A 20,171-nucleotide genomic window follows, 5' to 3' on the forward strand; every position below is an offset into this window, starting at 1 on the left:
ATTAATTTATGTCTAATTATAATTTAGATGATACTATAGTGGCATTGGCAAGTCCATATTCAAAAAGTGCATTAGCATTGATAAGAATGTCTGGAAAAGATTCTCTAAAGATAGCTTCAAAAATATGCTATTATGCCAACAATGAAAATAAAAACATTACAAAATTTGAACACAGAAAAAGTTATTATGCTTTAATTAAAGATGAAAACAATACTCCTATAGATGAGCTTGTAGTTCTTACAACATTATCTCCAAACACATTTACTTCGGAAGATACTGTTGAGTTTATGTGTCATGGAAGCATAGTTGTTATAGAGTCATTGATAAATCTTATAATAAGAAACGGAGCAAGGCAGGCGAATAGAGGTGAGTTTACATATAGGGCTTATATTAATGGAAGGATTGGCATAAGTGAAGCTGAGGCTATACATGATTTAATAGACTCTAATAACAGATTAATGGCTGAAGCGAGTATTTATAAAATTAGAGGAAGGCTTACAAGGGAGATAGATAAACTTAGAGAGAATGTAAAAAATACTCTTATGCTTATTTATGGCGAATTAGATTTTCCAGAAGATGAGACTGAAACTTTTTCTTATGATAAATTAATAGAAAACTTTTATGCAATAAAAAAAGATATAGAAAATATTTTAAATAATTCTAAGAGAGTAGAAAATCTTATTAACGGAATAAAAGTATCAATACTAGGACGAGTTAATGCGGGAAAGAGCAGCATATTTAATATGATATTAGACAGAGAGCGTGCAATAGTATCAAATGTGGCTGGCACTACTAGAGATTTTTTGAGTGAAAATATTTATATAGACAATATACCATTTTATTTTATGGATACTGCAGGTTTTCACAAAGAAGCTGATAATGATATAGAACTTGAAGGAATTGAGAGGGCTAAAAAATGTGCTAATGAGGCTGATATTATAATTGCTGTTTTTGATTATAATGATAAGGCTAATGATGATGATATTAATTTAATAGAGTTTTTAAAACAATTAAAAAATAAAAATATAATTTATGTGTTAAACAAAATAGATTTAGAAAAGAAATTTGACAAAAAAATAGATAATGCAATTGAAATAAGCACAAAAACAAAACAAGGAAAAGACAAATTAATAGAGTCATTAAAAAATCATATAAAAGATTCTGATATAACAATTTTTAATAAAGAAAGCTATGTAAACAACAGAGAGAGAGGATATTTAGAGAGAGCAATAGAGCAGTTGAATGTGTGCATAGAAAAGTCAAATAATAATCATTTATTAGATGAAGTAGCAGAAGAGATAAATATATTAAACAACATATTAGGCAATGTAAGCGGAAAGATTGAAGCAGAAGAGATAATAAACGAGATATTTGAGAATTTCTGTATAGGTAAATAGAAATATAAAAAGAATTATATACTAAAAGTTAATTTTATATTTTTATTATTTTCGGAGACTAGTTTTTTGATATATAAATTAAATGAATTGCACTTTCGTGAAGCGTGCCCGAAGGGTAAAAACTTTGACGAAGTCCGCACCGCGACCGAAGGAAGTGCCTACGGTATTGGCACAAAGAACCAAAAAGACTGCATTTTTTAGCTAAATTACACACTACATTTTATATATACTTTTGATATGTAAATTAAATAAATGCATTTTTTGCAACTTTATTGCGGCGGGAAAAAGTTGAATAGAACAAAAACTTATAGATATATAAAAAAATAAACCGCTTTTGTGGGATGAACAAAGCGGCTTATTACAAATATAGTTATTGGGGGGTAGTCCAATCAACCTAAATATAATATCGTCTGTTGCAATAATAACTTTAATATTTTTTTATTTTATTACAGTTTTTATTACCCTATGAAAGTTTTTATATTCTATCTTTTCTATCTCATCACTGTTAAAACCAGCTTCTTTTAGTTTTTCTAATATAGCATAAGACTTTGAAGCATCTTCAAGCCCCTTCACTCCTGTAATACCCTCATCTTCAAAATATTCATTATAATCAAAACCAAGCCCTATATGATTAGTTCCTATAGTATCTGCAATATATTTTATATGATCAACTGCCCTCTCTATTGTCTGTTTATCTTTATCTTCATCTACAAAATCTTTATAACAATTAAGCCCCACTACCCCATTTAAATCCCTTATCACTTTTAACTGCTCATCTGTAAGGTTTCTCATACTGCCGCATAACTTTCTGCTATTTGAATGCGATGCTATTATAGGAGAGTTAGTAATATTAGCCACATCAAAAAAAGATTTATCATTCAAATGAGAAACATCAACTATCATTCCCTTATCGTTCATCTTTTTTATTACATTTTTTCCTAGTTCAGTTAATCCTCTGCTGCTATCTCCCCTAGCCCCTGTAGCAAGCTTATTCTCTTCATTCCAAGTTAAACTAGCATGCCTAACACCATAATCATTATAATAACTATCAAGAATATCTATATTATCATCAATATGCATTAAACCCTCAAAGCCCAAAAAAGCATAAAACTTATTTTTGTTTTGTGCCTCAATCATCTCATCATAACTTTTTACAACTTCTATAATATCGCTGCAATAGTTAAGCTCTTTTTTAAAGCACTCAAGTATCTCATTAGCCCTCTCAAAAGCTCTCTCGTAATTTTTCCTCTCAACCCACACAACAAATATACTTCCTCCAACCTTACCCTTTACCAAATTATCATAATGATACTTTTTTAATATATTATTCTCGCCTTTCAAAGTCTTTACAGCAACATCAGATAAAACATCAGAATGAGCATCAAAAATCATAAGTATTTTCCTTTAATTTAAATTTGGAAAATAATATATCAATGGACACTATTTTACAATATATTTTCTTAATAATTAATTTTATTATTCAAATATAGTCTTATATTCGTCTTTTAAATAAGGTTTAATTTCTTCTATAGGAATTAACACTCTAGACTCACCTATTGCATAATGTCCTATTTCATATATTCCCCAAGTAAATACTAAACCTTTTGATGTTAAATAGAAATTGTTATTTTCTAATGTAAGTTCATTTAAATCAAAATAAGAATTAGCATCTCTGCCTTCTATTTTCATAAGTTTATCTTTTACTAAATTAATCAAGTCAGAATTATTTAAATCTGTTATTAAATCTTCTATTTTTAATTCGTTTCCTGTCTCTAATGAATATACGCTATTTATTGTAGCATAGTTTCCATGTGCACCGCCTGTGTATTCATAAAGTAATTGATTGATAGAAACAAATTTTTCACTTAAAAAGTCTATGCCAAATTGTGAAGAGTAGCTTTCTATATGTGATATATAATCAGACTTAACCCACTCATCATAAAGGGAAGTCATTTTATTGCTTGTAATACTTTGATATGTCAATAATTTTGCGGGGTCGTTGAAAATGCTTGCATCAGTGATAGCAAAATCTTTATTTATGTCTAAATTAATTTTGTCTATACTTTCTAATTTAGTGTCATTGTTTAGAGCAAATATTGCAGTTTTGAATTGAAATACTCTAGGGTCATCAGTTTTTGGTGAAATATTTGAATAGCTATATTCTATTATTTTAGCACCTGTTACAGGAGTTTTTGTTGCTTTAAAAATCATTTCTTTGCCGTCTATTTTTGCAACAAAAGGATATGCTATGCTTGGGAAATTTCCTTCTAATGTTTTATTGTCATAAGAAAGAGCTGTAATATTTCCTTCATCAAGTTCGCCCGCTTTTGTAACATTGAAGATATTTAAGTTTTGATTAATGTCTCTGTAATACACAAATCCAAAATTTCCACTTTCATTTTGTGCTATTTCAGAGTTAATGTATTCTCCTGCATCAGAAACTAAATAAACAACATCATAATTATTAGCTTTTTCATTTTCGCTAAGATTTAATTGAGTGATTTCTGCAGTATTTTCTTTTTGAATGTTATTGGAATTGCCGCATGAAACAAAAATAAATAAAGAAGATAACGCTATTAAAAAAAGTGCTTTCATTTTTTATCCTTATATAATTTTCTATATAAAAACAAAAGATATTTTAGCTTGTAAAAATAATTGAACAAATTCTATTTGAATATATAGATATAAATTTTATGTTTTGTCAAAATTTAGATTTTTAATTATAATTATTTGCAGGGCTTTGCCCCGCACCCCACTTCTTTTATTGGTATAAAAGAAGCAAAAGAACTGCATTTTTATAAAATATATCTAAAAATATATGGTATTACTTTATATATATTTATTATATATAAAACTGAAATATTTGCACTTTCGCGAAGCGTGCCCGAAGGGCGAAAACTTTGACGAAGTCCGCACAGCGACCGAAGGAAGTGCCTGTGGTGCGAAGGCGGGAAAAAGTTGAATAAAACAAAAACATAAATTGTAAAATATATTTGTTTAAGTGTATACTAAAAATTTTTAAGTTTATTAAAAGTTTTTTATTTGCGGGAACTAGCCCCCGCACCCCCACTTCCTTTGCGACCGCAGGAAGTGCCCGTGGTATTGCCACAAAGAACCAAAAAGACTGCATTTTATAAAATATAGCTAAAAACATATGGTATTACTTTATATATATTTATTATATATAAAACTGAAATATTTGCAGGCAAGCCATTTAATATTTAAACTCCACAGTATAATGCGTAACAGCATCATAAGGCATAATGTACTCTCTATTATTCATCAAAAGCTCAAGCATATCAGCCCTAGCATCATACTGCATACCTTTAAGCACATCTTTTATATAACTATTGGCAAAATTATCCCAATAAGTTCCGTCCCTATATTCTTTTGCTGTTTTTCTCAAATTATTTATCACAATAGAATAATCTTTAATAGTATTATACATATATTCTATTTGCTCATAGTCCACAAGTTGAACTGCCTTATTATTAATATTAAGCATAACTTTTTCACCGCCGCTCTGCCATACCATTAATTTATCTGTATAATCTATAGGAGTTATTACTGTCCAATCTTCATCTTTATTAGGTTCTTTATCTTTAGTTAAAAACTGATTAAGTCCAGCGGTTTTTATATGTTCTTCTGTAATAGTAAAATATTCCTGCCCGCTGTCATAAGCTGCTTCTATCTCTTCATAAGGAGGGATAGGAATATAATAAGCTTTATTATTCATATAATAAGTTGCATAAGAAGAGTTGTCTGATTTATAATACCTGCCGTCATTTAGCTTTATCCAATTAGGCTCTTCAGGCGTTTTTATCCTATTTTGTATATAAGGCAAATCTCCTCCTAATGAATATATTGAATTTGCCTTGTTATAAGCTGAAGAATTAGGTTCTACTTGCCAATTTACGCCATCGGTAGTTGACCATATAGTATTATCATTTTCAAAAGACTGAGCTCTATAACCCCATGCGTTTGGCATATGTTCATAATATGCTCTTCTACCTTTTGTAACATATATTTTAGCTTTATCATAGCGAATATTAAAAAAGCTTCTTTGTCCCCAAGGAGTATTTCTTTTTTCCCAATTATCACCTATAGAAGTATCTTTACTTTTATGTATTCTATAATAAACATTCTTACTCACTGTAAATGGTGGGGCATCTGTACTTCTGCATCCGTCTGGATTTTGCTCAAAAAAATCTTCTTCTAAACCTATTACATATATGTAGTCTTTAAACTCAACAATTGTATAACTACTGGCTCCAAATCTTCCTTGAAAGCTTGCATTAGGATTATCTAGATTAGGCCAAGGAAAACTCTTATAAATATTAGCACTATCCCCCTCAGTTCTCCAATTTATTAAATCTGATGATGTTTCTATTTTATTATTAAAAGTTATGCCTGTAAAAAATGAATGTTCCCTTTCTTCACCTTTACAATTTTTGGTAGTAAAAGAACTTGAAGAATACCAATACTTTCCATAATCATAATATTCATATAAAACTCTATCTTCTTCTATTACATTCATATAATAACAATCATAATAGCCTTTACTGTCTTTATCATAAACTATTATATTTCCATCATCATCTATTTGTAAAATTACATTCCTAGCAGTTTGAGTTAATGTTTTAGTTTCAGGTTTATACTCATACATATAGTTAGCTAATATATACCATTTGCCTTGATATCTAAACTTTCTTATAAAGTCTCCAAACACTTCGCCGTTTTTGGCAGGCACTGGGTTTACATCAATATGGCCGGGTATTGTGTCTTCTGGCAATCTAAAATCTGTTTCAGGCGGTATATAGGTTGGGCCTAATATATTAAACTTTTCACAAGATACAATTAATACTATTACAACAATTAATAAAGCAACTATTAAACATAATCTTTTATTAAATTTCTTTTTCATAATAAGACAAACCGTAAATATATTCTTGATAATTTTTTAAAAGCAAAGCATTATTATTCAAACCATATTAAATTATCAATAAAAAATCAAACATATTCTACAATACAAATATGATTTTTCAAGCTATATTGATAAGTTTTTATTAAAATATCTTAAATATTTTTTTATTACCAAATATTCATCGCTATAAAATAACTTGTATTTTCATTATAAAATTATTGTAAATACTTGACTTTTATTCTATTCATAGTATAATAGAATGCAAATATTAAACAGTTTTAGGAAAAATAAAAATGTATAATATATTCTCTTACATCAAAAATAATCTTTCAAGGCGTTAAGCCTCTAATTTTCTTTTATTTAAAATAATTCCACAAAAAAATAATTTATAAAAAAACAAAAAGCATATTATTGCTAAATGTATTATAGGAGTATTGTATTATGATAAAGGTATCCGTTATAGGAGCAACAGGATATGCAGGTGCAGAATTAATTAGACTGCTATTATCTCATAGTAAAGTAGAATTAAAAAATATCTCTTCAAAAAGTTTTGTAGGAAAAAACATCAATGAAGTATATCCTAACTTAAACAAAAACTTAGATAAATTATTATTAGATGAAAATGAAATATTTGAAGATACTGATGTTGTATTTGCATCGCTTCCTGCAGGTTTAAGCGATGACATTGCAAATAAATGCTTTGAAAAAAATATTTTATTTATAGATTTGGGTGCTGATTTTAGATTAGATGATGAAGAAGATTATAAAAATTGGTATGGCAAAGAATATAAATATAAAAACCTACACAAAGAAGCAATTTATTCAATACCTGAAATAATTAAATATGATAATGTATATAATAAAAAAGAATTAAAGAATGCAAAAATTATAGGAAATCCCGGCTGCTATCCTACTTCTATAGGTTTGGCATTAGCCCCTGCTTTAGTAAACAAATTAATACAAAAAGATGATATTATAATTGACTCTAAATCTGGAGCTACTGGTGCAGGACGTGAATTAAAATTAAATACTCATTATACAGAATGTAATGAAGCATTTGCTCCATACAAAATTGCTGAGCATAGACACACCCCTGAAATAGAGCAAACATTATCAAACATATACGGCGAAGATATAAAAGTTACTTTCGTTCCTCATTTACTTCCATTAAACAGAGGAATAGTTTCAACAATATATGCAAAATTAGAAAATAAAAATCTTAAATTGGAAGATATACATAACATTTATAAAGAGTTTTATAAAGATTCAGCATTTGTAAGAGTATTAAATATTGGAGAGATAGCAAATTTAAAATATGTTAAATACTCAAATTACTGTGATATATCTTTGCATATGGACAACAGAACAAACAAATTAATAATAGTATCAACAATAGACAATATGGTAAAAGGGGCTGCAGGACAGGCAATACAAAACATGAATATAGCTTTAGGATTTAAAGAAGATGAAGGTTTGAATATAATACCTCCAGCTTTTTAAAAACATAATAAGTTTATAGCTAATAATTTTTAAAGCAATAAACGAGCAGCTGATAACTGACGAAGGAAGTTGTCAGCTAATAATAAGCGAGTTTATTGCTAGCAATAATAAAAGATGAAGGACTGAATTTCATTCCTCCAGCTTTTTAATTGATAAAATTAGAAATATATATTTTTAGAGAATTTTCATTAAACAATAATAATAGGAGAATAAAATGATAGATATTAAACAAATTGAAGGCGGTGTATGTGCTTCTGAAGGTTTCTTAGCGAATGGAATATATGCTGGTATAAAGAAAAATAAAGAAAAAAAAGATTTAGCAATAATTTATAGTAAAAGTCAATGTTCTGCTGCAGCAGTATATACTCAAAATAAAGCATGCGGAGCAAACATCACGGTAAGCAAAGAACATTTAAAAGACGGAAAAGCAAAAGCTATTATATGCAATTCAGGCAATGCTAATACTTGCAATAAAAACGGAGTGGAAGTAGCAAAAGAGATGTGCAAACTTGCAGCTGAAGCATTAGGTATTAATGAGAAAGAAGTTGCTGTTGCATCTACTGGAGTTATAGGAGTGCTGTTGCCAATCGAGCCTATAGAAAAAAATATAAAAGAACTTATAGACAATGCAAATCATTCTCAAGAGCATGCTAAAAATGCAGCAAAAGCTATAATGACAACTGACACATTTATGAAAGAAATAGCTTATGAGTTTGAAATTGACGGTAAAAAAGTTCATATAGGCGGAATGGCAAAAGGAAGCGGAATGATTCACCCTAATATGGCTACAATGCTCGCATTTATCACTACAGACTGCAATATATCAAGCGAAATGCTTCAAAAGGCTTTAAGCGAAGATACAAAATCTACATATAATATGGTTAGCGTTGATGGTGATACTTCTACAAATGATATGTGTGTTGTGCTTGCTAATGGTGAAGCTAAAAATACTTTAATAGATAAAGAAGATGAAAATTATAAAATATTTTGCAAAGCATTAAACATGACAAATACTTATTTATCAAAGCAAATGGCAAAAGACGGAGAAGGTGCTACAAAGTTAATAGAATGCGAAGTGATAAATGCAAGCGATATAAAATTAGCAAGAAAAATAGCAAAATCTGTTATAACATCAAATTTAGTTAAAGCTGCTATGTTTGGATGCGATATGAACTGGGGACGTATTTCATGTGCTATAGGTTATACTGATGCGGATTTTGATATAAATAAAGTTTCTATAAATGTTGGTTCAAAATATGGAGAGATGAATGTTTATAAAGACGGATATGGAGTAGAGTTTGATGAAGATGAGGCTTTAAAAATATTAAAAGAAGATGAGATAAAAATTACAATAAATATGAACTGTGGAGATAGCAAGGCTGTAGCTTGGGGCTGTGATTTAACTTATGATTATGTAAAAATTAACGGTTCTTACAGAAGTTAAAATCTTATAAAGAATATAAAGGAAATAAAAATGGAAAATATTTCAAATAGAGATAAAGCACTCATACTTAATCAGGCACTTCCTTATATACAAAAATATACAGGAAAAACAGTTGTAATAAAATACGGCGGAAGTGCTATGGAAAACCCTGAATTAAAAAAGAAAGTGATGAGCGATGTTGCATTGCTTTCTACTGTAGGAATAAATGTTATAGTGGTTCATGGCGGCGGAAAAGATATTACTGCTATGCTTAACAAAATAGGCAAAGAATCAAAGTTTATAAATGGATTAAGATACACTGACAGCGAAACTGCCGAAATAGTAAAAATGGTTCTTGCTGGAAAGGTTAATAAAGAGTTGGTTGCTTCTCTTGAAAGCTGCGGGGGAAAATGTTTAGGTATATGCGGTATTGACGGAAACATGTTTAAAGTGAGTAAATATATAGGTGAAACTGATTTAGGATTTGTCGGCGATGTTGATGAGGTTGATACTCATTTACTTAATACTATAATAACAAACGAATATATTCCAATAGTTGCTACTATAGGATGCGACAATGAAGGAAATGTTTATAATATTAATGCTGACACTGCTGCGGCAAAAATAGCTGAAAGTCTAAAAGCTGAAACATTAATATATATGACTGATACTCCGGGTCTCTTGCAAGATAAAGATGATGAAAGCACTTTGATAAGCCAAATAAACATTAAAGATATAGATAATCTAATAAATAACGGCACTATATCAGGAGGAATGCTCCCTAAAGTTAAGCATTGTATAGATGCGGTAAAAAATGGAGTTTCAAAAGTATTTATAATAGACGGAAGATTATGCCATTCATTATTAATAGAGATGTTTACTGATGAAGGTATAGGAACAATGTTTTATAAAGATTAATAAAAAATATTAATAAATATAATTAAATAATGAGGGTGAAAATATGGCATGCAAAAAAAATAATAATAATAATCAAAATAATGAAAAATTAAAATTAAAAAAAGAATATATTAATAATAGTAAAAAATATGTTGCTAACACTTATGCAAGATTTGATTTAGTTTTGGAGTCCGGAAAAGATACCAAATTAAAAGATGTAGAAGGAAAAGAGTATATTGATTTAGGAAGCGGCATTGGAGTTAATAGTGTTGGTTATGTAAATAAAAACTGGATTAATGCTATAGTAAATCAAGCTAAAACACTTCAGCACACTTCAAATCTTTTCTACACAAAGCCTTATATTGATTTGGCAAAAAAACTATGCACCACAACAAAATATGATAAAGCATTTTTCTGCAACTCTGGTGCTGAAGCAAATGAATCTGCAATTAAATGTGCAAGAAAATATTCTTTTAATAAATATGCTAATGGCAGTAAAGATTATAAAAGAAACAAAATAGTAACATTAAAAAACTCATTTCACGGCAGAACCATGGCTACAATTTCTGCTACAGGTCAGGAAGTTTTTCATAATTTCTTTTTCCCATTTTTGGAAGGCTTTTCATTTGCAGAGGCTAACAATTATGAAGACACTATAGAAAAATTAAAAGACAATGCATGTGCTATGATGATGGAGCTAATACAGGGTGAAGGCGGAGTTATACCTCTTGATAAAGAATATGTACAGAAAGTGCAAAAATATTGTGAAGAAAATGATATACTTTTTATAGTTGATGAAGTTCAAACTGGTGTTGGAAGAACAGGAAAGTTTTTATGCTCTGAACATTTTGGTATAAAACCAGACATTACTACATTAGCAAAAGGTTTAGGCGGAGGGCTTCCTATAGGAGCAATGCTTATGAGTAAAAAATGCTCTGATGTATTTGTTCCGGGGGATCATGCTTCTACATTTGGTGCTAACCCTGTTGTTGCTGCTGGTGCTTTGGAAGTATTAAACATCATAGACAAAAACCTTTTAAAAGAAGTTGAAAAAAAATCTAAATATATAAAAAGTAAATTAACAAAACTTGATAATGTTGTAAGTGTTGATGGCATAGGCTTGATGCTTGGAATAGGTTTAAAAGAAGGATTAAATGCTAGAGAGATAGTAGAAAAATGTATATCAAAAGGAGTTATCCCTCTAACAGCAAAAAATAAAATAAGACTTCTTCCTCCTCTTACAATAACTGATAAAGAATTAGAAAAAGCTGTTTCAATACTTTGTGAGTGTATAGGATAATAAATTGTTTATTAAAAAATATATCAATATGTTTTAATAAATATATTGATATATCTTATTCTATAATATAGCTATCAACTATTTCTCCATAATAAACTGTGTGAAAATCTTTGTTAGCACCGCAAAAACTACTATCTACATCTTGAGGATAGAATTTGCTTTTTATATCTTCTGGTATTTGCGAACTATCTTGTTTCTGTTTATAAATAACTTTACATTCAAGAGTTAAAGGTAATTCTTTTATACTAGGCACTGAAATAATATTAGGCTCTTCTAAGGTTAAATTAAGTTCTTTTATTTTATCTGTATTAAAACCAGATTTTGTACCGCATATTTTTATTATATTTGCATCAACAGAGCTTATAGGAACATTTACAGCAAACTCAGGATTTTTATCAAGAAGAGTTTTAGTATATCTATTCTCCCTCACAAAAATTATAAATATATTCTTTCCCCATTCTATACCCAAACTACCCCAAGAAACAGTCATGGCATTTACTTTATTATTTGATTTAGTTGTTATAATGATTCCTTTTTTTGTCTCTTTTAATATATGACTTGCATAATCTAAAACATCTATTTTGTTTTTCATTACTACCCCCAAAAACTATAATAAAAATTGTATTAAAAACTATAAAGTTTCTGTATAAAATTTTTTTTGATGCAGCAAGACTTTTATAAAAAAATCACCGCACAAATACTTTTAAATAATAAAATATTGCTTAATTTTGTCAATTATTTAGCATTAAAAAATTAGCTTAAATACATATTAATTAACCAAGAAAAACATATTTAAGCATTATATTAGTATAAAAAAATTGAAATTGTCAATTTATTTTACTATAATAAATATATAAAAATATAATTTGAGGTACAAAAATGATAAAAAAGATTTTTTTAGTAACTTTGTTTATTATTTTTATAGCTATAGGCTGCCAGAAAACTTCTTCCAATGCTATAAAAATAAGGATAGGACCCGAGCCCCAGACAATAGATCCTACATTAAACACTTCTATAGACGGAGCTACATACATAGTTCATACTTTTGAAGGTCTCACAACCAAAGATAAAGATAATAAAATTGTTCCGGGAGTTGCTGAGAGCTGGGATATAAGTGAAGATGGCTTAACTTATACATTTCATATAAGAGATGATGCTAAATGGTCTGATGGTCAAAAAGTTAAGGCTGAAGATTTTGTATATTCTTGGCAGAGAGCAGTTGACCCTATAGTTGCTAGCGGATATAGTTATCAATTAGAACCTATATTAAATGCTAAAGAGATAACCGAAGGAAAAATGGATAAATCTAATTTAGGTATAAAAGCTTTAGATGAAAAAACTTTAGAAGTAACATTAAAAGCTCCTACTGCATATTTTTTGGAATTAACAGCTTTTCCTACTTTATTTCCTATAAGAAAAGATATAGTAGAAGCTAATCCTGATGGATGGACTAGAGATGCTTCAACATATATAGGAAATGGTCCTTTTATAATGAAAGAAAGAAGAATTGATGATAGATTAATTTTAGAGAAAAATACAAATTATTGGAATGCTTCAACAATAGTACCTAATGAATTAGAATTTATACTTATGGATAACCCTACAGTTGCTATAGCAAGTATAAAAGATGGAACTTTAGATTATGGCGGATCACCTCCTGTTCAAGAAATAGAAGCACTTAGAAATGAAGGTTTTATACAAACTAATGTAAGTTTAGGTATATATTTTTATATGATTAACTGTACTAATGAAGTTCTTAAAGACCCTAGAATAAGACAGGCTTTAACTTTAGCTATTGACAGAAATTATATTGTAAAAAATGTTACTAAAGCAGGACAGATACCAGCTGCTGCTTTTGTTCCTTATGGGGTATCTGATGTTGAAGGAGATTTCAGAGAAAATGGCGGAAACTATTATGATGTAAGCGAAGATAAACATCAAGAAAACGTAGAAAAAGCAAAAGCATTATTGGCAGAAGCAGGCTATCCTAATGGTGAAGGTTTCCCTGTAATAGAGTTTAAATCCAATCAAGGCGGAGGAAATTTACAGATATTTGAACCTATACAGCAAATGTGGAAAGAAGCATTAAATATAGATGTTACTTTCTCTGCTGAGGAATGGGCAGTATTTCAACAAACAAGAGTTGATAAAAACTTTGAAATAGCTATGCATAGTTGGTTTGCTGATTATAATGACCCTCTTACATTCTTAGCTATGTTTTTAAGCTATAGTGATCAAAACCATTCAAGCTATAATAATCCTGAATATGATAGACTTATAAATATTGCTATGAATAGCGGAGATAATACTGTAAGAATGAATGCTTTTCATGATGCAGAAAAAATACTTATAAATGATATGCCTTTAATACCTTTATATTTCCATACAACAACAGCTTTAATGCGTCCTAATTTGAAAGGTGTTGTATTTGATAAATTGGGTATGAATAGATTCTTCTATGTATATAGAGAAGAAACTAAATAATCTTATATAAGATTTTTATAAAAGGGTATTAATTATTTGTTAATGCCCTTTTTTATTTTATTAAATAAATTTTAAACAGAAATATCTCTCTTGTTAAATATAATAACCGCTAATATATTAGTTATTATTCCAACAAAAAATAAACATATAACACCAATTAAAAATATATAAAAATCAGTGCTGTATTTAGACGGTGCAAATAATGTTATGATGCTTAAATATTTAAAAAACTCTGCCTTCTCCCCCACCCTAGACATCATTTGAAAAAGCATAAATAGTATGCAAAGTCCAGCACCTGTCCAAAGTGAAATTGTTGTAGAAGAAAAACTTACAGAACTTAAAATACATATTCCCAAAAAAGAAAACCATAAAGCAAAAAGTCCAATATTTACAATTATCATTTTTGCTATATCAAGCTCGCCTTTAAACATAGATTCACTTACAACAATATACAAAATAGTAATATACAAATTAAGAATAAATATATTTACAAGAGCAGATAATATTTGAGTGCTAATTATTTTAATTCTAGAATTTGGAGTTGCAAATAAATAAGCAATGCTCCCTTTATCAATATATCTTATAACAAGTCTATTAACAAGCAAAACAATAAAAACTAAAGGAAGTATAATAAGTAAAAACGAATATAAATAATTAATAAGAAAGTCCATAAGGTTTGAAGAATAACTATTCATACCAAATAATGCAAACATTTCCGGCATACTCTCCCCCATTTGTTTTAAGCTCTCTCCAAGTTTAGGGTCAAACATGGATATCATAACAACACCATACATTGTTAATATGCCCATAAAAATTATTAATATATTGAAATTTGATTTTATCTCTTTTTTTAATAAAACTAAATTAAACATACAAACTCCTTTTATAATAAAAATCAATTACTATAAAAATGCAAAAATAGCTCTTCTAAAGTCTGACTTGAAGAATTAATATCTAATATATCATAATTACTAAGTTCCCTTATAAAATTATTAACTTGATTATTAGCAATGGAAACTTTAATAATATTATTGCTTAGCTCTGATTTAAAACTAATTTTATTTTTAAAATTTAATGCTTCTTCATTTGTCTTAAAAACTATTTCAAAATTTTTATTCTTTTTGGATTTTAGTTCTCCCATATTCTCTATTGCTATGAGTTTGCCGTCTTTCAATATAGCAGTTCTGTCGCATGTCTTTTCTATCTCTTCAAATATATGAGATGACATAAAAATAGTGGTGCCTTTTCTCTTCTCTTCTAAAATCAACTCAATAAACTTTTTTTGCATCAAAGGGTCAAGTCCGCTTGTAGGCTCATCTAATATAACAACTTCAGGCTCGTTCATAAAAGCACATACTATAGCTATTTTTTGTTTTGTGCCTTTTGACATACTTTTTATTTTTCTAACCGCATCAAGGTCAAATAAATCTATAAGCTCTTTAATTCTTTTTTTATTTTTTATAGATTTCATTTCAGCAATAAATCTTATAAAATCGCTTCCCTTCATCTCATCCATAAAAGCAATCTCTCCGGGCAAATATCCAAGCTTCAATTGTATATTTTCTCTATTAACAAAAGAGTCCATATCTAATATTTTAGCACACCCTTTATCAGACTTTATAAACCCCATTAGCTGCCTTATAGTTGTGGTTTTCCCCGCACCATTAGGCCCCAACATTCCAAATATTTCACCTTTGTTTACTTCAAAAGATAAATCAAATACTCCTCTCCCTCCTCCATAATCTTTGCTAATATTATCTACTTTTATTACAGACATAAATAATTCCTCCTTATGCCTTATTATAAATATTTTTTCTTGTATGCAATCTGCTTAAACATATTCATCCACTTAGAATACTGTTTTATCATATCTTCTTTATCTATTTTTTTAGTCATTTTCTTTCTGCTTTGCAAATAACCTTCAGATGTGTACGTTATCATCTCTATAATATCTTTTATATCAACATCATCTCTAAACTTACTTTTATCAATATTCTTAAAATAGCTATTTATATCAATTTGTTTTTTATTGTTATTAACTATTTCTTTAACATCTTCACTCTCATCAAAATATCCCTGTATCAAAAAATCAAATATAGATTTATGCTTCTCCATCATTTCTAATTTTTTATAAAAAGAATATTCCATAAGTTCAAAAAAATCTTTTATCTTATAAAAGTTAGAATCTGCAATTATTTTTTCTATATATTCAGATACATAATTATAAACATATTCATACAATTTTTTCTTAGTCTTAAAATGATATAGTAGTAAAGATTTTGATATATTGGCATTAATCGCAATATTCTCTAAAATAGCATGTTTATATTCGTGTTTTGCAAACTCTTCTATTGATGAATTAATAATAGCTTCTTTTTTTTCTTCTGGTATATTAGTATTCATTATATTTTTGCTCATTCTATATTACTGACTAACTTAGTCAGTTAGTTAAACTATAACACAAAATCCATATTTGTCAAACAAAAAATTAAATAATAAAATTAAAAATTATATTGATAAACATAATCTTTAGAAACTAATGGAGAATAATCAGATATTAAATCTTTATATTTTAAATATTCGCTTTCATTAATAAAATAACTTTCATCTAAGTTTAATAATTTTAACTCTTCTATAAATATATTTAAAGCAATATTCTTATCTGCAAATTTTTCTATAGCCCTATTTGATAAGTCAAAAAAATTCTTCATAAGATAAGGGATATAATCCTCTTCATAATAATCTATACAATTTCTTAATAATACAAACAATGTTTTAAAATAATTAATGTCAGTATTTTTTTTAGTGGATATAGTGTGAATATGCTGTCTATAATAATATATTGGTTTATGATTAAAAGATATTCTAGGGTTATGAATAAGAGATTTAAAAAACTGCTCTGTATCCTGATAACAAAGTATAGAAGAATAGTAAATATTATTATTTATTAAAAACTCTCTTCTCCATAATTTTGACCAAGTTGACTCTTCAATAGTCTCTTTGTCTGTAGGAGATAAGTTTTTAATATTAGCACTAGATATTCCTTCTAAATCATCGTTGCCTAAAAAACTTACTTTATTTAGATGAGATACATATTCCTTTGAATCTATAACATCATATATATTTAAACTGCTAACATAATCAGAATCATATTTTTTAGCTGTATTATATAGTTCTTGCAAAAAATTATTAGAAATATAATCATCAGAATCCATAAAAAAAACGTACTCTCCTCTAGCAACATTTAAACCAATATTTCTAGATATGCCAGCACCATGTTTTATTTTATTGTCTATCAGTATTATTCTTTTATCTTTTAGAGAATACTCTTTTATAATTTCTTTACTCTTATCACTGCTGCAGTCATTAACACATATTATCTCTATTTTATCAATAGTCTGTTTAATTAAACTATCCAAACAATGAGATAAATATTTATCTGTATTATAGACTGGTATTACAACGCTTACCATATTATGTTACCTTTATATATATAATATAATATGCAATATTTTTTGTCAATTAAGATATCGACATTTAAAACAATATTTAGATAAAAATAAATAGTCTTTTTGTTTTTTAATCACATTATTTGAACTCATTTTAGTAAAGAAGATAATATTAAATAAAAACCATATTTAAATCTTTCATCTGCATATTCATTAAATTTTATCTCTATTTCTGTTTCATCATTATTGTTAGAAGCATAATAAACATTAGATAATTTCATATAAATAGAAGCATCATTATAATCATCATAAAAAACATACCCTCTAGTAACAACACCATTAACATCATCTCTAATCATAGAAAATTTATTAGCAATGTTTTTAACAGTGCCAACAGTAAGAACTTTAGGAATATTTTTTATTAAAGCATTTTTTGTTTTTGTAGAAAGCTCTTCAAAAGGCTGCTCTATTTCATAATCTAAAATTTGTTTTTTCCATTTTTCTATAATAGATTTTTTTACTTCTATTGGGCTTAATAAACTTATAATAGCATCATCTTTAATAAAAATCTCTTCATCATTTATATCATTAAATGAACCATCTTCCATATATCTAAAACTGTTTAATAAAGTATTTTTTTCATCAAATACCGCCCACACTAAATTAACAGCAAACATCTTCATAAATGGATTATATATAAATAAATCTCTCCAATTATTAAACTGCCATTTTCTTCCATTCATAAAAACATAAATCAATCTTTCAGTTTGTATTTTAATGAGTTTTTTAGCTTCAGTTTTTAATGAAGTTAATTCTGTTTTTATATCTATTGGAAAATCTTTTGGCAAAGTTTTTAACTCTTTATTTTTAGACTCATCAAAAATATCAACAGAAAAATTATCTTTTAAAGTTATTCTAAATATTCTATTATCTGTTTTAACAATGCGAATACCCTCTCTATCAAATCCAAAATTAGGCATAATAATATCTGCAAACTCTTCTTCTGTCATATTCATTTTATGAGAAATAGTATAAAACATATCTCGGCATTTATTTCTCACACTAACTTGCTTAAACTTTTTTGAAGCTTCATAAATTAAATAAATACCAATATTTTTTGAAGATAAAAACATAGCTTCCATTATAAAACAAGCATATTTAAATCTTTTGCTTGCAATGTTTTTTGCATTTTTATAAAGCTTATTAATTTGAGTATTAGAAGCAAATATACAATATGGATAGAGAACATTTTTAGTTTTATTATCTTCAGCAAAATTAATATATATTTTTTCTAGTGCATATCTCAAACTCTCTTTATCTAAAGAAGAACCTATTTCATCAACAATATCTAACCTGCAAGCTTCTTTTAATTCTAAATATGCCCCAATAATAAACCTTATCACTTTCACACAAACAACACTGCTCTTATCTTTGGTAAAAACATTAGAAATAATTTTGTTATCTATAAAAGAAGTTGTTTTGTCGTATTTTAATTTATAATTTTTCTCTACTATCTCATTAATCTCTTTTAAGCTCAACATGCAGACACCTAATTTTTTAAGTTTTATATTATAGCATAATCATAATAAAAACAATCTAAATGTTCATTATTTTAATAGTATATTGATATTTTATTTAAATGATTTATTATTAATCAAAAATTTATTTTAGGATTTTTTATGGATAATAGCATATTAACATTATTAAAAGATTTAACAAACGCATTCGGACCATCAGGTTTTGAAGATGATGTAATAAATATTATAAAAGAAAAAGCAAATTTTATAAACAGTGAAAGAGATTCTATTAATAATTTGTATTTAGGCTTAGAAAAAATTGATAAAACTAAACCTATAGTAGGATTAGACTGCCATATAGATGAGCTTGGCTTTATGATAGAGCATATAAATGAAAATGGCACATTATCTTTTATACCTCTTGGAGGATGGCACATACCAAACATTGTATCAAATTCTGTAGTGATAAAATCATCAAGCGGAGAACTTGTTAAAGGCGTTATAGGTTCAAAGCCGCCTCATTTTATGACTGATGAAGACAGAAAAAAATTGCCCACATTAAAAGATATGTATATTGATGTGGGCACTAGAAGTAAAAAAGAGACAGAAGATATATTTGGAATATGTATAGGCGACCCTGTTGTGCCTGACGTTGATTTTAGATATGATGATAGAACTAAAAGTTTTTGTGCTAAGGCTATAGATAACAGAGTTGGTGCTGTATGTGTGATAGAAACATTAAAAGCATTAAAAGACGAGAAATTAGATGTTAATTTAGTTGGCATGATGACATCACAAGAAGAAGTTGGGGCGAGAGGTGCTGCTGTTGCTGCAAACAAGGTAAAGCCTGATTTAGTTATAGTTTTTGAAGGTGCTCCTGCTGATGATACTTTTTATTATGGAGAGAGAGCACATGGAGCTATTGGAAGAGGTGCTCAGTTTAGAATAATAGACGGAGGCATGATTACAAACCCTAGATTAAATAAATATACTATAAATATAGCCAAACAAAACAATATTGCTCATCAAGTGATAGTACGTGAAAAAGGCTCTACTAATGGAGCTATATATCATAAAACTAATTTTGGAAGCCCTAGCGTTGTTTTAGGTGTTGCTACAAGATATGCTCATAGTCATTATTGTTATGCTTCTTATGATGATGTAGTTTCTTCTATAGAGATAGCTAAGGCATTAATAAAAACTTTAAATAGTGAAAAAATAAAAGAGTTTTAATTTTTTATAGACAATTTATAAAAAGGTATTAAATTATAAAAAATTTA

The 20,171-nt window shown here is 27.9% G+C and carries 16 protein-coding genes; 7 read left to right on the top strand and 9 right to left on the bottom strand.

Translation table 11 applies throughout. The annotated features are described in order from the left end of the window. The first annotated feature begins 8 nt into the window (after positions 1-8). Entirely contained in the window at positions 9-1,397 is a 1,389-nt protein-coding gene (gene mnmE, locus GQX97_RS04390) for a tRNA uridine-5-carboxymethylaminomethyl(34) synthesis GTPase MnmE (RefSeq protein ID WP_157150722.1), read from the top strand. 438 nt (positions 1,398-1,835) lie between these two features. On the opposite strand, the gene GQX97_RS04395 is transcribed toward mnmE, so the two are convergent. The 3 genes from GQX97_RS04395 to GQX97_RS04405 form a co-directional block, all read right to left on the bottom strand. Further along, a complete protein-coding gene (locus GQX97_RS04395) occupies positions 1,836-2,789 on the bottom strand; it encodes a dipeptidase (RefSeq protein WP_157150723.1) in 954 nt (317 codons plus the stop codon). A gap of 84 nt (positions 2,790-2,873) precedes the next feature. Next, positions 2,874-3,992, bottom strand: a complete 1,119-nt coding sequence (locus GQX97_RS04400) for an RsiV family protein (protein ID WP_157150724.1) — start codon at positions 3,990-3,992, stop codon at positions 2,874-2,876. Between the two features lie 619 nt (positions 3,993-4,611). Further along, positions 4,612-6,321 (bottom strand): hypothetical protein, encoded by a 1,710-nt coding sequence (locus GQX97_RS04405; protein ID WP_157150725.1) that lies wholly within the window; start codon positions 6,319-6,321, stop codon positions 4,612-4,614. A 441-nt stretch (positions 6,322-6,762) separates the two neighbouring features. Here GQX97_RS04405 and argC point away from each other — a divergent pair, with 441 nt between their 5' ends. The 4 genes from argC (at position 6,763) to GQX97_RS04425 (ending at position 11,441) form a co-directional block, all read left to right on the top strand. Further along, positions 6,763-7,821, top strand: coding sequence for an N-acetyl-gamma-glutamyl-phosphate reductase (gene argC / locus GQX97_RS04410; RefSeq protein ID WP_157150726.1), 1,059 nt, complete (start codon positions 6,763-6,765; stop codon positions 7,819-7,821). A 214-nt stretch (positions 7,822-8,035) separates the two neighbouring features. Continuing rightward, positions 8,036-9,265 (top strand): bifunctional ornithine acetyltransferase/N-acetylglutamate synthase, encoded by a 1,230-nt coding sequence (gene argJ / locus GQX97_RS04415; RefSeq protein ID WP_157150727.1) that lies wholly within the window; start codon positions 8,036-8,038, stop codon positions 9,263-9,265. A 30-nt stretch (positions 9,266-9,295) separates the two neighbouring features. Beyond that, positions 9,296-10,162, top strand: coding sequence for an acetylglutamate kinase (gene argB, locus GQX97_RS04420; protein ID WP_157150728.1), 867 nt, complete (start codon positions 9,296-9,298; stop codon positions 10,160-10,162). 43 nt (positions 10,163-10,205) lie between these two features. Then, positions 10,206-11,441 (top strand): aspartate aminotransferase family protein, encoded by a 1,236-nt coding sequence (locus GQX97_RS04425; protein ID WP_157150729.1) that lies wholly within the window; start codon positions 10,206-10,208, stop codon positions 11,439-11,441. A 55-nt stretch (positions 11,442-11,496) separates the two neighbouring features. Here GQX97_RS04425 and GQX97_RS04430 read toward each other — a convergent pair whose 3' ends face one another. Further along, entirely contained in the window at positions 11,497-12,033 is a 537-nt protein-coding gene (locus tag GQX97_RS04430; protein WP_157150730.1) for a flavin reductase family protein, read from the bottom strand. 287 nt (positions 12,034-12,320) lie between these two features. On the opposite strand from GQX97_RS04430, the gene GQX97_RS04435 reads away from it, so the two are divergent. After that, entirely contained in the window at positions 12,321-13,925 is a 1,605-nt protein-coding gene (locus tag GQX97_RS04435) for a peptide ABC transporter substrate-binding protein (protein ID WP_157150731.1), read from the top strand. Positions 13,926-13,996: 71 nt separating this feature from the next. On the opposite strand, the gene GQX97_RS04440 is transcribed toward GQX97_RS04435, so the two are convergent. The 5 genes from GQX97_RS04440 to GQX97_RS04460 all read right to left on the bottom strand — a co-directional run bounded on the left by GQX97_RS04440 (position 13,997) and on the right by GQX97_RS04460 (position 18,915). After that, entirely contained in the window at positions 13,997-14,797 is an 801-nt protein-coding gene (locus GQX97_RS04440) for an ABC transporter permease (RefSeq protein ID WP_157150732.1), read from the bottom strand. Between the two features lie 23 nt (positions 14,798-14,820). Further along, positions 14,821-15,702, bottom strand: coding sequence for an ABC transporter ATP-binding protein (locus tag GQX97_RS04445; RefSeq protein ID WP_157150733.1), 882 nt, complete (start codon positions 15,700-15,702; stop codon positions 14,821-14,823). A gap of 23 nt (positions 15,703-15,725) precedes the next feature. Beyond that, entirely contained in the window at positions 15,726-16,343 is a 618-nt protein-coding gene (locus GQX97_RS04450; protein ID WP_157150734.1) for a TetR/AcrR family transcriptional regulator, read from the bottom strand. A gap of 83 nt (positions 16,344-16,426) precedes the next feature. Next, positions 16,427-17,398 (bottom strand): glycosyltransferase family 2 protein, encoded by a 972-nt coding sequence (locus GQX97_RS04455; RefSeq protein ID WP_157150735.1) that lies wholly within the window; start codon positions 17,396-17,398, stop codon positions 16,427-16,429. Between the two features lie 125 nt (positions 17,399-17,523). Continuing rightward, positions 17,524-18,915, bottom strand: a complete 1,392-nt coding sequence (locus GQX97_RS04460) for a DUF4132 domain-containing protein (RefSeq protein ID WP_157150736.1) — start codon at positions 18,913-18,915, stop codon at positions 17,524-17,526. A gap of 138 nt (positions 18,916-19,053) precedes the next feature. Here GQX97_RS04460 and GQX97_RS04465 point away from each other — a divergent pair, with 138 nt between their 5' ends. Further along, the gene (locus GQX97_RS04465) at positions 19,054-20,124 is read left to right on the top strand and encodes a M42 family metallopeptidase (RefSeq protein WP_157150737.1); all 1,071 of its coding nucleotides are present in this window, start codon (positions 19,054-19,056) and stop codon (positions 20,122-20,124) included. Positions 20,125-20,171: the final 47 nt, after the last annotated feature.

The sequence above is a fragment of the Brachyspira sp. SAP_772 genome, from assembly GCF_009755885.1.
GTDB lineage: Bacteria > Spirochaetota > Brachyspiria > Brachyspirales > Brachyspiraceae > Brachyspira.